Below are 13,452 nucleotides of genomic sequence, written 5' to 3'. Positions count from 1 at the left end.
GGCGTCATTAAAAGTTCTGTGATTACTGTAAAGCGATATTTATGCCAAATTTCTAATAAAGTAAAAAGTATATTAAAAATAATGAGATAGGTGGTTGTTTAAGGGGGTGTTGGTGAGCGTCAAAGTTTTGTCGATGGTTAAGCGGAATGAATTTGCCGCCTTTACCGGTGGAGCCATTGATCCGCTAACAGCGTGCGGCAGCCGTTGACTGTGGTGATTCTATTGCTATGAGCCTAATGATCTATCCCGGTACAGCGTTGTTGTGGTTCTGTTTGATCGCCAGCGGCGGGCTACTGCTCATAGCATTTTTGCTAACCCCATGGCGAGCCTTTCTCGCCGTGCGCGATCGCAGCCTGATGTGGTTGGGTTACTGGCTGGTGGTCAGCTTTGTGTGGCTGTTAAAAATCCCCCTGGCGGGAATTTTGGCCATGCACCTCACGGTACTGACGGCGGCAGTATTTATCTTCGGCTGGGCGCTGACGCTGCTGATTGGCGCCCTGGCCCTGCTGGCTGGACAGCTGCTGCAGCCATTGCCCTGGTACACACTGCCAGTCAACTTTTGGCTGGGTGTGGCCATGCCGGTAGCGGCCAGCTGGCTGGTGCAGCAGTTTATAGCGCGGGTACCGGTAAACAATCTCTTTATGTTTATTTTGGGGGGCGGCTTTGCTGGTTCTATCTTTACAGTGTTTGTCACCTTGCTGGCGTCGCTCTTTTGGTACTGGCTCTTCTCGCTGGATAGCCTGCTGGTTACCCTGAGCGACCATGCCTGGCTGTATGTGATGTCGATCTTCCCGGAGGGCTTTATTGGGGGAGCGGTGTTATCCACGGTGACGGTGCTAAAGCCCGACCTGGTTAAAAGCTACGATGATGACCGGTATCTCTCCGACTAGGGGAGAGCTTCACTATTGGGCGCTGGGCTGATAGGGGGCGGGTTGGTGAATCTCCAGCTTCTGGGCTACTGGCAGGATAACCCGTACCGCGAGCCCGGTCGGCTGGTGGTTGCTGGCACTTATCTTCCCGCCGTGGACCTCGACTGTGCGCTCGGCAATGGCCAGGCCTAATCCGTAACCTCCCAAGTCCCGGGAGCGGGCGCTGTCGGAGCGGAAAAACGGCTGAAAGATATAGCTTAAATCGGCTTCCGGCACACCTGGGCCCTCATCCTCTATGTCTATCTGGGCAACCCGGCCCCGCTCTTTGTAAGCCAGGGTAATGGTGATGGTGGAGTTGCTGTTGGTATAGCGGATGGCATTGCGCAAGATGTTCTCAAACACACTATTGAGAATGTTGCCCCGCGTGGCGACCAGAATCTCCAACGGTTTGGCATCCAGTTTTATGGCCACGTGTTTGTTCTCGGCATCCTCCAGATTTTGCTCAACCAGAGCTTCTAACATCGACACCAGGTCGATGGTGTCTTCCAAGTCGTAATGATCATGCTCGGTAATGGGCATGGAGAGAATCTGAGTGATGATCTCTTCCAGGGAATCGGCCGCCTGGCGAATCGTGTTCAACTCCTTATCCACTACGCCATGGCTACGATCTGATGCCAGCTCCAGGGCCACCTGCAGCCTGGCCAGTGGCGAGCGCAGTTCATGGGAGACATCCTTGATCAACCGCCGCTGATGGTGCATGGCGGTTTCCAGGCGCTCGGCCATGTGATCGAAATCGACGGCCAGCGCGGTGAACTCAAAAGCGGTGTGTTTGAATTTGGGGGCGATACGGACGGCCAGATTCCCGGCAGCGATGCTGCGGGTGGCGTTTTTTAGCATGGTGAGATCGCGCGACAAAATACGGGCAAAAATGTAGCTGGCCAGGGCGCTGACCAACATGCCACTGAGCAGCCAGGGGAGAGCATTGAGGAAGTAGATTTTGAAAAAGATATGGGTGCCTGGCTCAATGTAGGTGATGGCCTTTAGCTGTGTGCCATCGGTCAGTGTTACCAGGCGGCCAATGTTGTCGCCCAGTTCCGCTGTTAGCTGTTGATCGTCCAGCTGGCTGGCCAATGGTTTTATCGCCTCGGGCAGCGTGCGGTTGAGCAGGTCGCGATTATCTTGATCGAGCAGGTAGATATGTTGGGTGATGCGTTGGGGGCTATGGGCGAGCATTTCGCCAAGTGAGCGCATGTCGTGGCTGACAACCGAGGCCAATAGATCATTGGTTAGCCGCACTGCAGGAGAGACCGGGTGTTTTTGCCCGGCCAGCAGCGAAAGAGGAGTGCGGTGGTGTGTGGTTTCGTAGAGCAGTCCGGCTATGAGAATCAAGCCGGAGAGCAGCCAAAAATAGAAGAAGATCTTTAGGCAGAGCTTGGTCATTCAGCCGCGCCGGGAAGGGTAAACATGTAACCCGCTCCCCGGACATTGATGATCTGGTCTTTATTGACCCCAATAGAGGAGAGCTTTTTACGGATGTTGCTTACGTGCACATCGATACTGCGATCATAAGGCGTCAGCTTTCGGCTTAGCGCGCGTTCAGTGAGCGACTCCTTGCTCAAAATATTGCCGGCTTTGGACATTAATTGGTCGAGAATGGAGAACTCAGCACCGGTGATATTGAGTGTGTTGCCATTGTACAGACAACTGCGATTGCCACGGTTGAGGACAATACCATTCACCTCCAACAGGTCACTGTTGCTCTGGCCAAGTTTATGATCCAGGCGACGAAGAATGGCATTGATACGTGCGACCAATTCCCGCGGGTTGCAGGGCTTGGCAACATAGTCATCTGCGCCCATATCCAGGCCGATAATACGGTCAATCGAATCGCCTTTGGCGGTGAGCATTATGAGGGGAACATCGGAGATTTCGCGGACTTTGGTGATCAGTTCAAAGCCGTTGTAGAAGGGGAGCATGACATCAAGAATTACCGCATCGAACTGTTTGGCTTTAATAAGCGCCAATCCTTCACTGCCATCGTGCGCACTTGAGGTTGAAAACCCCTCGTCGTTCAAATAATCCGTTAGAAGATTGCAGAGATCCTTGTCGTCATCGACCAGTAAAATGTTGCTCATGTCCTGTTTCGCTATGCTGGCGGAAAATCCTTTCCCGGGATTCTGCCCCAGATTTGCATTTATTTACAGTCTGGTTGAGAAATTAATTGATAGAAATTAACCAATTAAGTACGAGCGGTTCTAGTCACTACGATTTTTAATAGTGAGCAGGCGTGAGGAGTGCATTTCGGAAATCACAGGCCGGCTGATGGAGTGTTGCTGCGTGATGGTAGCGCTGCTAAGTTGCGGCATAAGTGCTAATTTTTCATCAGCGAGTGGAGGAGAGCGGGGTTGATCCTCTATAATCCGCCACCGTTGGAGGCAGTGCGGGCGCTGCCAGGTTTTAAAAGATAGAGGCCGCTATGACGAAGATCGGATTATTTTTTGGCAGCGACGAAGGTAACACCGAGTCGGTGGCCGAGAAGATCCAAAGCTGTTTAGGCTCGGACGTTGTTGATATACACGACATCGCAGATGTTACTCAGTTGGAGTTTGACCAGTACGACAAGATTATCCTGGGCATCTCAACTTGGGATTTCGGTCAGATTCAATCCGACTGGGAGGAGTTCTGGCCAGATCTGGAGGCTCTGGACTTCAGCGGTAAAACCATTGCCCTGTTTGGCCTGGGTGATCAGTTTGGTTATGGCGACTTCTTTCTCGATGCCTTGGGTATGTTGCACGATGTCTGCCTGGATAGCGGCGCTCATATCATTGGCCACTGGTCAGCCGAGGGTTACGAGTTCGATGCCTCCAAAGCCTACCTGGAAGACGAGCACTGCTTCGTTGGCCTGGGTATCGATGAGGATCAGCAGGAGGATTTGAGCACTGGCCGCATCAATCGTTGGTGCCAACAGATACACCAGGAGTTTGGCCTGAGTACCCCATTGGCGACTATTGCCGAGTAGTCCACTTCCTGACTAGACAGGATTTCTTAATTAGTCACTCAGACTAGTCTTACAGCGCTTCTTGGGCGCTGTCCACCCAACCACTAAATGACCCTGGCCTTAGGTTTTACGCCTCGGCAATAAACACGGCCCGTTTCGGTCGCGGGTAACCCTCAATGGTTTTGGTGGAGTCGTTTGGATCCAAAAATTGGCTGAGGGAGTGGAAGCGCATCCAATGGGTCTGGCGCTGCTCCTCCAGGCTGGTCTCATTGACGTCGACCAAGTGGATATTGCTGAAGCCCAGCTTCGCCAGCCAGCTGGCTAAGGTCGGGCAGGAGGGCAGGAACCAGACGTTATTCATCATGGCGTAGCGCTGTTTGGGTACCAGGCTATAGCCCTCCGGGCCATCCACCACCAGGGTTTCCAGCACCAACTGGCCACCGGGACGGAGCGTCTCCTTCAGAGCTTTCAAATGGTCCATGGGGGAACGTCGATGGTAGAGCACGCCCATGCTGAAGGTGGTATCGAATGCTGCTAAGGATTCGGGCAGCTGTTCCAGAGTTACGGGCACCACATCCACCGGAATCTCGCCAAGTAATCGTTTGATCATCGCGAACTGCACCACGAAGCGGGGCGATGGATCGACGCCAATCACCCGCGCGGCTCCTGCGCCATAGGCTCTTAGGCAGTGGTAGCCATTACCGCAGCCCACATCGAGCACCTGCCGTCCCGCCAAAGGCTGAATGTGGGGCAGTACCCGGTGCCATTTCCAGTCGGAACGCCACTCTGTGTCGATATCAACGCCATGTATGTGGAAGGGCCCTTTGCGCCAGGGAATGAGCGCTTCGAGGCTGGACCGCAGCTCTGCCAACTGCTCTGCGTCGCCATCATTGGTACTGCCAATGGTGACCGAGTTTTCCAGATCAACGTGGCTGGGTTTGATGACAGGCATCGTTTGATAGGCGGCAAGCCAGGCGGGTAGATCACCGTAACGTTGGCTGCTTAACCCCTCTTCAATCTGTGCGGGGAGGATTTTCGCCCACTCAGCCAACTTGCCCTGTTGCATCGCGGTGAGGAGGTTTTGGTACCAGTCGCTGATAGTCATTTTTGAGCGATAAGTGAGGCAAAGTTAAAACATTGAAACCAGACGTCGGCGTCGGCAAAGCCGGCACTTTTCAGACGTTGGCGGTGTTGATCGAGAGTCTCCGGGATAAGCACGTTCTCCAGGGCGTCACGCTTCTGGGCGATCTCCAGATCGCTGTAGCCGTTGCCCCGTTTAAAACAGTGGTAGAGGTCGATCATCAGTTCATGGTGGCGAGTGTCGTTAAAGGCGACCTTTTCCGAGAGGATCAGCACGCCACCGGGCAACAGGCCGTTAAAGATCTTGGCCATAATGGCGTCGCGCTCGGCGGGGGAGATGAACTGCAGGGTAAAGTTCAACACCACCACTGAGGCCCGCTCGATTTCGATATCCTGCAGATTCGCGCAATGCACGCTAACCGGGGTGGCACTGTGATCTCGGGCCACCACCCGCTGGCACTGCTCCACCATGGCGGCGGAGTTGTCGATCGCGATGATTTCACAGTGGTTGGCGGAAATGCGCCGGCGCATGGCCAGGCTGGCGGCGCCCAGGGAGCAACCCAGGTCGTAGCAGCGGCTGTTGTCGGTGGCGAAGCGCTCGGCCAAATCACCAATCATGCCAATGATCGTGCTGTACCCCGGTATTGAACGCTGGATCATATCGGGGAAGACATCGACAACCGACTTATTAAAGCTAAAGCGTTCGATCTGCTGCAGAGGCTCGGCGAAGAGCTGATCGGTGGCAGTTCGGGTAGATTCGTCTATATCTTTAGTCATGTCTGGTGCGGGTTCATTGGGGGCTGGGATTTTAGACAAATCAACCGCCACTGGAAAGTTGATTTGGCGCGCCATTGTGGCCCTATTTTCCTGTCAGCCAAGCAATTAGTACTAAACTGTTATAGAACCTGGCCCCCGATATTCCAGAGGGGTGTACATTCTGTTTGAAATGAGTGGCTATGCCTTACCAAGGATACGACAAACTTAACGTTTTGGTGTTGGATGATTTTGAAGGCTTTCGTTCAACGCTCAGTAGCATGTTGGAGACCTTTGGGATTTCGCGCGTCGATACGGCAAGTAATGCAGAAGACGCATTAAAAGCCTGCAAAACACGCTATTACGATGTCATTTTAAGTGACTACAACCTGGGTCACGGCCGCACCGGATTGCAGCTGTTAGAAGAGCTGCGTTACCGGGAGATTATCAAGCAGACCCAGGCCTTTATTCTGATCTCGGCTGAAAACAGCAAACAGATAGTCTTGGCGGCAACGGACGTTGAGCCAGATGCCTACCTGTCCAAGCCCATTACCGCCAAAGCGTTACAGCACCGTCTGGATCGTATTCTGCTGCAGCGGCGGGAGCTGCGCGAACTCTTTCAGGCACTCGATAAGCGGGAAATTCCCGCCGCCATTGCCGTTTGCCGGCAACACATCGAAGCCCGCGGCCACCAATCTTCGCTCTGTCAGAAACATCTGGGGCAGCTGCTGTTGCAGATGGGGGAGTTGGATCAGGCGGAGCTGGTCTATCAATCGGTACTGGAAGTACGTCCCCTGGAGTGGGCCAAGTTGGGGATGGCGCAAATCAAGTGCCTGCGTGGAGATCTGAATACCGCCGAGCGTTGGTACCGGGAGCTGATCACCGCTAACCCCCTCTGTCTGCGCGCCTACGATGGCCTGGCTGAAGTCTATAAAGAGCTGCAGGACGACGAAAATCTGCAAAAAGTCTTGCAGGATGCGGTTGCTGTTTCGCCGTTGGCACTCTTACGCCAGGAGCAGCTGGCGGAGATCGCCACCAGCAATTGTGACTTTGCAACCAGCGCCAGAGCTTATCGCCGTGTTGTTCGCCTGGCGGACCAATCGGTCTATAAGTCACCCGAACAGAACCTTGCCTTTGCCCGGGCCACGTTGAGGTTGGAAGAGCAGGATTCCAAAGCGGCGGTGGAGCTGGGCCGGGATGCGCTGAAAAAGCTGGTTGATCTGGAGGCGGATATACTGGATGAGGATCTGCAGCTGCAGGCACAGTTGCTACAAACTCAACTCTATCTGCAGCAGAAGGATTCAAGCCGGGCGGAGCTGAGTTTCGAGGCGTGCCAGGAGATGATTGATCAGGCCACCGATTCTCTCTCCTTTGAAGTGGAGGTGGAGATGGTGAAAACTCTGCGCGCGATTTCGAAAGAGGCGGAGGCGAAAGAGAAGCTGGATTCCCTTTGTAGCAAATACGAAGACGACGAGGAGAAGCTGGAAGTTCTGGATAGTCTGTTGGAAGAGCCCAAGAGTGCCAAAAACCGCAAATTGGTGTCACGTATCAACAAAGAGGGTATTCGCCACTATCAGGCGAAAAACTTTGTGCAGGCGGTGGAATCGTTTAGCTACGCCAAACGGCTCTTTCCCAACCACGTGGGTGTGCAGCTTAATCTGGTACAGGTGCTGTTGGCTGAGATGGAAGAGTTTGGTTGTAAGCAGGAGACCTTACAGACCATCGAGGAGTCTCTGGCTCGGGTTACTCATCAGATTCAAGCTACCAATACCCAGTACAATCGATTTGTTCAACTTAGGGAAATGCACAAGGCCATGGTGCGCCAACTGCAATAGATTGCACCAACAACAATAGGTTGCGCTAACTGCAATAGGTAAAGGTTATGTCACAAGCGGGTCAGTCCGACGAATTCTCTCTTATTCTTGCTTCCAGTGTGCACGATATGAAGAACTCACTGGGAATGCTGTTGAGCTCTTTGGAGGAGGTGGTCGGCGAAACCAAAGCACAAAACGAAAGGCAGGCGCAGCTGTTTGCCACACTGCAATATGAGGCCTCCCGTATCAATGGCGAGCTCATTCAGCTGCTGTCGATCTATCGCATGCAAAAAAACCGCATGCCGGTGGCTATTGATGAGCACTATGTGGTTGAGGTGTTGGATGATCTGCTGGCGCGCAATGAGTCTCTGTTTGCGATGCGCGCAGTGGCGGTCGATCTACAATGTGACCCGGAGCTTATCTGGTATTTCGATTCTGATCTGATTACCAGTGTGGTTAACGATGCGCTGGTTAACTGTTCGCGCTATAGCAAAGATCGGGTGCAACTCTCTGCCGCTATCGTCAACGAGTGTCTGGAGATACGGGTGAGTGACAATGGCAACGGCTACCCACCCTCCATGCTGGGTGTGCAGGATGCCAAACAGGAGCCATCGGTGTTTGACCAAGGGAGAACCAATCTGGGGCTCTATTTCGCCACTCGGGTGGCGGCGTTGCATACGCGCGGGGAGTTGCAAGGGGAGCTCAGGCTTGAGAACAGCGGCCAATTTGGCGGCGGTGAATTTGTGTTAACCCTGCCCTGATCCTCAGCAGTTTGCTGCTTCAACCATCTACTCACCGATAATAATCTACTCATCGATAATAAAAAGCAGCCCAAACCATAGCTTCCGCACTGGTTTGGGCTGCTTTAGGCCAATTGCCACCGGTTTTTATCAAAGATTGATTGTGGCCAACTCCAACTGATCAAACGCGGCCTGGTTGCCAGAGTGGCTGATGACGGCGATGCTTGCCTTCTCCGGCTGGAGGTAGGTGTTGGCCACTCGCTTCAACGACTCTGCCGTAACCGCCAGCACCTGTTTACGGAAATTCTCTCTTGTGGCCCGGTCGCGTCCGGCTAACTCTGCGTGGTAGGTCTGTTTGGCCTCTCCAGCGGGGGAGCTGGGTTTATCCAGCGAGGCAACCACCCCTAAAATAGCCTCTTCTACCGCCTGCGGGCTGTGCTCGGTTGCCTGCAACCACTCCAGAGCGGCGTCGAAGTCCTGCAAGGTCTCTTGCAGGCGAGGATCGCGATAGGAGTAGAAGCGGAAACTGGCGCTGTTGGCGTCGTGGCTGGCGCCACCACCGTAGGCGCCACCCTGTTCGCGGATGGCGCGGTGTAGAAAGCCGTTGCGCAGAAAACCGGAGAGCACGGTGAGGACAGCGGCGTCCGGATGGCTCATGGGTACCGTTGGGTAGGCCTTGGCGCAGAAGTTAACCTGGGTGTTAGTGACCCAAGCCTGTTTCACCTGGGTGCTGACCGGCTCCGCTTTAAAACCGGCTTCTGCGCCATCGGGCAGGCTGGCCGCCCAACTGCTCTCCAACTGGTGGATACAGGTGTCGCTGTGCTCGGCATCGGTGGCCAGGAAGAAGCGGCGGTTGGCTTTGACTACCCGGCTGTGAATGTCGTTTAACTTTTGGCCGAAAGCGGCCAGATGTTCGGGGTCATCCAGCTGTTTGTCGAGGGCTTTCAGCGCCTTGATGCCGGCCAGACCTGAGAGCTCGTGACTCAGTTTTGCGCCTGGGCTCAAGCCGCTGGCGGCAGCCGTCATGGCCAGGCTATGACCGGAGCCGGTGACGCTCATCTCCCGTCGTGCGCGGGTCTGCGAGATCAATTCGTGGATACGGCTCAATTCATCAAAGCGCACCTGCTCCAGGGTGGTTAGCATCAGCTCGCTCAGCGCGGCCTGGTTGCGCACCAGCGCCTTGCCCGACAGGGTGATAAAACCGATCAGATCCTGGGCGTTATCGATCTTGCCGCGCAGGCTGCTAAAGGCGTTAAGGCCACCGGTGACCTGCGACTGCCACTGTTGCACTTGCAGGTAGTCTTTGTCGGCCAGACCCAATTCGGTCAGGCAGAGGCTGTAGAAGGGGAGGATGGCGAGCAGCTCGGCGGGGAGTTCCGGCAGCTCCATAATGATTTGTTGATAGACCAGACCATTGGTGCCCGCGTGATAAACGCTCAGGTCAGCACCGCCCAACTTTTGGTGGTTGCCCTGCACGTAGTGCATTGCGGCGGGAACATCGGCTACGGTCACCTTGGGCAGCAGGCTTTCGTCGTCGACGCGTTGTTGCCGTTCGACCAGCTTGGCCGCCTGTTCCACTACGGCCTGGCTTTGCTCGGCGCTGAGGGTGCTTTTTAACTCTACCAGACGGGCTTTTTCAGCGGCGACCTTACGGGCGCTGATGTCAGCGTCGGGCACCATGCAGAGCCGTACCCTATGGGGGTTGTCGAGCAGTAGTTTACGGGCCAGATTCTGAACAAAATTGGGGGCGCTGGCGGCTTCGCGCAATTTTTGCAGTGCCGGTTCGACATCGAGCAGGGCGATTGGGTCGCCGCGGTGGGTGGCTGAGGTGAGTGCGGAGAGAATCAGCTGCAGGCCGTAGGGGTAGGAGTCGCCACCGATTTCGCGCTGGGCCAGCTCGAGTTGGTGCAGACTGGCTTGTAACTGGGCCTCGGAGACTCCGTTGTTGGCGATCTCTTCGATAACCGCCAACACCTGTTGTTCGAACTGGTCGGCCAGCTCGGCGTCGCTGCCCTCAATACCACACAGGAAGGAGAGCTCTTTTTGCGAGTCGTCCAAGCCGCACAGGGGCGAGGGGGCGGAGCCGAGATCGGTGGTTTCCAGCAGCTTCTGCAGTGGCGAGGCGCTGTTGTCCAACAGTAGATTATTGAGCAGTTGTGCTTGTAGTACGGCATCGAGATCGGTCGATTTGCCCAACAGCCAGCCCATCACCAGGTGGGTTTTGTGCTCCAGGGTTTCGGAGTCATCCAGGGGGTAGGACTCTTGTACACGCAGCGGGGCGTAATAGCGCTGTTCATTAGCCACGCTCACGTGGTAATCGAGGCGCTCAAATCGGGCGAGGGCCTGCTGCTGAAACTTCTCCTGGTGTTCGATTACCGGAATATTGCCGAAGGTCATGAAGATGGCATTGCTCGGATGGTAGTGGGTGCGATAAAAACGCTGCAGCTGTTCATAGCTGAGGTTGGGTATCACATCCGGGTCACCGCCACTGTTGAAGTGGTAAGTGGTGGTGGGGAAGAGGTATTTACAGATCGCCTGCCAGAGCTGGGAGGGTACAGAGCTCATGGCGCCTTTCATCTCGTTGTAGACAACACCCTTATAAACCAGTGGCGAGTTGGGGTTGGTTGGCTCCTCAAATTCGATACGATGGCCTTCCTGAGCAAAATCGAGCGGATCCAGGCGTGAGAAAAAGACCGCGTCGAGATAGACATCAAGCAGGTTGTTAAAGTCTTTTCTATTCTGGCTGGCAAAAGGGTAGGCGGTCCAGTCGGAGCTGGTAAAGGCGTTCATGAAGGTATTTAGCGAGCGCCGGATCATCATAAAAAACGGGTCGCGCACCGGGTATTTTTCGCTGCCACAGAGGGCGGTGTGTTCAAGGATATGGGCGACACCGGAGGAGTCCATGGGCACGGTGCGCAGAGCGACCAGAAAGACGTTTTCGTCGCTGTCTGCGGTGAGGTGGATGTGCTGAGCACCCGTTGTCTTGTGGCGAAACTCTTCGACTTGGATATTCAGTGATTCAATGGTGTGGCTTCGAAGGCGTTCGAACGCCGGGTGAATGGTGGACTGCATAGGCTCCTCAAATTCTTGAGCGTAACTGCGATTGGATAGAGTGCTTAGGTGGTTGTTTTTCAACCAGTGCATGCTGGGTGTTAATCGCAGGTGGCTGCAACAGGCCTGCCAATGTCGGTAAAAGAATGCGACGTAAAGGCCGGCCTGCCGATGGCAAAAGCACAGTGTACACCTTTGCTGGATTGGGGCAAACGCGGCTAACTTCAGATTAGATGGCTACTGGCCGAAGGGCGGAATCGCTGATCAGTTGCAGTTTTTGTGCTCGCGTCAGTTGTTTGATTAATGCTTCCCGTTGACTGGCGCTGGCTTTGGTGTGGTTCTCCTCGTACCAGACCACCTGCTTGGGTGCATTGCTACGAAAATATTTTGCTCCGCGGCCGCTCTTGTGTTGTGCTACACGGCGCTGTAAATCATTAGTGATGCCTGTATAAAGATGGCCTTTGTCGGTTTCGATGATATAAACCAACCAACCTTTTTCAGCTTTTTCTATTGTGGACGTCATGAATAACAAGTATCAGCTGCCGGATTTATTGGTTGCACCGGCGGTAAATTTAATTTGGGCCTCTGGCCAATGAGCGGCGATCGCAATTTTGATGACCTTGCCCACCGTTTTGCAAGTAATGTTTACCAGACCTTAAAAGGGCAGATACGACTGGCCGTCATCGAGCGGGATTTAAAAAAGTGGCTACCCGAGCTCTATCAAGCAGGGCAACTAACGATATTGGATGCCGGTTGTGGCCGGGCGCCTGTGTCGGTGCCGCTGCTTGGGGCGGGGCATCATCTCACGCTGGTCGACCTCTCGGTGGAGATGCTCAAGCTGGCCCTGGCCGATGCCGAACGGTTTTCGCCACTGAAGCCTGTTTGGTTCCACGATTCCATTGTGCATTTTCAGCAGCAGAGCTGGAGTGGCCAGCCATTCGACCTGGTGTTGTGCCACGCGGTACTGGAGTGGGTGGCAGAGCCGACAGAGTTGCTTGCCAGCCTGCAGCAGATGGTTAAACCCGGCGGTTGGCTCTCTATTATTTTCTACAATGTTGACGGCCTTATTTATAAAAATCTATTGCGCACCAATTTTCGTAAAATCCGGGAGGGCAAGCTGCAAGGCGGTAAACGCAGCTTGACACCAACCTACCCGCGCTGCATCGATGAGGTTCTTGGTTGGTTGGCGGAGCTTAACCTGTCTGTGGTCGCACACAGTGGTATACGGGTGTTTCACGATTACATCTTTAATGAGGCTGATCGCACCCGGGCCCCAGAAGAGCTTCTGGCCATGGAGTTACAATTTTCCCAGCGCTCCCCTTATCGTGAATTGGGTCGCTATCAACATCTTCTGTTGCGGCGCATTTGACGGCGACTAGTTAAACTGCTTGATGAGCACGTCTTTGGCGGAGTTGATCTGCGCGGCCAGGAAATCACTGCCGCCGCGATCCGGGTGTAATTTGTTGATGAGTCGGCGGTGTGCGGCGATCACATCCTGCTTATTGAAGTTACCCTCCAAGCCCAAAATTTGCTGCGCCTCTTTCGCGCTCATTGTACCGGGCGGCGCACTGTGCTGGTACGCCCGATGCCGGTGAGGGTAGTATTTATTGAGGTAGGCCGCCAACAACTGCTGGGTATCCCGGCAACTGGCGCACTCCTGTTGGAAGGCTAGTAGCTGTTGCTCTGATAAATCTTTGAGTTGTTTGCCGGCCAAGCTGCCCTTCAGTATTAGCCCACCCATATCGCCCCGACCATCAATCACAAATTGCAGGTAGGGTGTATTGGTGGAGCGGGCTTGAAACGGACGCTGTTGTCTTCGACTCAAGGCGAGGAACGGTAAAAAGCGGACGGCTAAATTGGTTATTGTCTTGCCGAGTGGTATCAGGGCACCCAATAGAATACCGATCCAGTGCAATTTACCCGTTAACGCCAGAAGCGCGAAGGTGATGAATGCCGCCAGTAGAATCGATTGCAGCCAGAGCTTCTTCTGTTTTTCCGGTGGTTGTTGTCGTATCTGTTTAATGGCGTACATCACCACAAAAAGTACAACGCCAAGTAAAACGAGCCTAATCATTGGACGCTAGGCTCTCGCTGAATTGAGACAACGGTTTCAGGTGGGTCGATCTAGGGTGGGGCATAGTGTAAGC

At 54.3% G+C, this 13,452-nt stretch carries 12 protein-coding genes; 5 read left to right on the top strand and 7 right to left on the bottom strand.

Annotated features, from left to right (window positions below; translation table 11 throughout):
* The first annotated feature begins 227 nt into the window (after positions 1-227).
* On the top strand, positions 228-890 hold the full coding sequence (locus tag SBL51_RS03755; protein WP_317929297.1) for an energy-coupling factor ABC transporter permease: 663 nt from the start codon (positions 228-230) through the stop codon (positions 888-890).
* 12 nt (positions 891-902) lie between these two features.
* Here the strand turns inward: SBL51_RS03755 and SBL51_RS03750 are convergent, their stop codons facing one another.
* Both SBL51_RS03750 and SBL51_RS03745 read right to left on the bottom strand, forming a co-directional pair.
* Positions 903-2,309 (bottom strand): ATP-binding protein, encoded by a 1,407-nt coding sequence (locus tag SBL51_RS03750; RefSeq protein ID WP_317929296.1) that lies wholly within the window; start codon positions 2,307-2,309, stop codon positions 903-905.
* Positions 2,306-3,004, bottom strand: a complete 699-nt coding sequence (locus SBL51_RS03745; protein ID WP_317929295.1) for a response regulator transcription factor — start codon at positions 3,002-3,004, stop codon at positions 2,306-2,308. The genes SBL51_RS03750 and SBL51_RS03745 overlap by 4 nt, the downstream gene beginning before the upstream one ends.
* Before the next feature lie 341 nt (positions 3,005-3,345).
* Between SBL51_RS03745 and fldB the strand changes: the two genes are divergently transcribed.
* Positions 3,346-3,888, top strand: coding sequence for a flavodoxin FldB (gene fldB / locus SBL51_RS03740; protein ID WP_317929294.1), 543 nt, complete (start codon positions 3,346-3,348; stop codon positions 3,886-3,888).
* A 106-nt stretch (positions 3,889-3,994) separates the two neighbouring features.
* Here the strand turns inward: fldB and cmoB are convergent, their stop codons facing one another.
* Together cmoB and cmoA are read right to left on the bottom strand one after the other, a co-directional pair.
* Positions 3,995-4,972 carry a tRNA 5-methoxyuridine(34)/uridine 5-oxyacetic acid(34) synthase CmoB gene (cmoB, locus tag SBL51_RS03735; RefSeq protein WP_317929292.1) on the bottom strand — a complete coding sequence of 326 codons (978 nt, stop codon included), beginning with the start codon at positions 4,970-4,972 and terminating at the stop codon, positions 3,995-3,997.
* Positions 4,969-5,724 (bottom strand): carboxy-S-adenosyl-L-methionine synthase CmoA, encoded by a 756-nt coding sequence (cmoA, locus tag SBL51_RS03730; RefSeq protein ID WP_317929290.1) that lies wholly within the window; start codon positions 5,722-5,724, stop codon positions 4,969-4,971. Before cmoA ends, cmoB begins: the two co-directional genes overlap by 4 nt.
* A gap of 179 nt (positions 5,725-5,903) precedes the next feature.
* Between cmoA and SBL51_RS03725 the strand changes: the two genes are divergently transcribed.
* Together SBL51_RS03725 and SBL51_RS03720 are read left to right on the top strand one after the other, a co-directional pair.
* Positions 5,904-7,535, top strand: a complete 1,632-nt coding sequence (locus tag SBL51_RS03725) for a response regulator (protein ID WP_317929288.1) — start codon at positions 5,904-5,906, stop codon at positions 7,533-7,535.
* Between the two features lie 47 nt (positions 7,536-7,582).
* On the top strand, positions 7,583-8,275 hold the full coding sequence (locus SBL51_RS03720; RefSeq protein WP_317929286.1) for a HAMP domain-containing sensor histidine kinase: 693 nt from the start codon (positions 7,583-7,585) through the stop codon (positions 8,273-8,275).
* 129 nt (positions 8,276-8,404) lie between these two features.
* Here the strand turns inward: SBL51_RS03720 and SBL51_RS03715 are convergent, their stop codons facing one another.
* Positions 8,405-11,326, bottom strand: coding sequence for an insulinase family protein (locus SBL51_RS03715; protein WP_317929284.1), 2,922 nt, complete (start codon positions 11,324-11,326; stop codon positions 8,405-8,407).
* A gap of 208 nt (positions 11,327-11,534) precedes the next feature.
* The gene (locus tag SBL51_RS03710; RefSeq protein ID WP_317929283.1) at positions 11,535-11,828 is read right to left on the bottom strand and encodes a GIY-YIG nuclease family protein; all 294 of its coding nucleotides are present in this window, start codon (positions 11,826-11,828) and stop codon (positions 11,535-11,537) included.
* A gap of 69 nt (positions 11,829-11,897) precedes the next feature.
* Here SBL51_RS03710 and SBL51_RS03705 point away from each other — a divergent pair, with 69 nt between their 5' ends.
* A complete protein-coding gene (locus SBL51_RS03705) occupies positions 11,898-12,674 on the top strand; it encodes a methyltransferase (protein ID WP_317929281.1) in 777 nt (258 codons plus the stop codon).
* A gap of 6 nt (positions 12,675-12,680) precedes the next feature.
* Here the strand turns inward: SBL51_RS03705 and SBL51_RS03700 are convergent, their stop codons facing one another.
* Positions 12,681-13,379: a hypothetical protein gene (locus SBL51_RS03700; protein WP_317929279.1), complete on the bottom strand. Its 699-nt coding sequence runs from the start codon at positions 13,377-13,379 to the stop codon at positions 12,681-12,683.
* Between the last annotated feature and the right edge of the window lie 73 nt (positions 13,380-13,452).

It is taken from the genome of Halioxenophilus sp. WMMB6 (genome assembly GCF_033283405.1).
Taxonomy (GTDB): domain Bacteria; phylum Pseudomonadota; class Gammaproteobacteria; order Pseudomonadales; family Cellvibrionaceae; genus Halioxenophilus.
The sequence above is the reverse complement of the archived record's forward strand: the minus strand, read 5'-3'. Positions and strand labels throughout refer to the sequence as shown.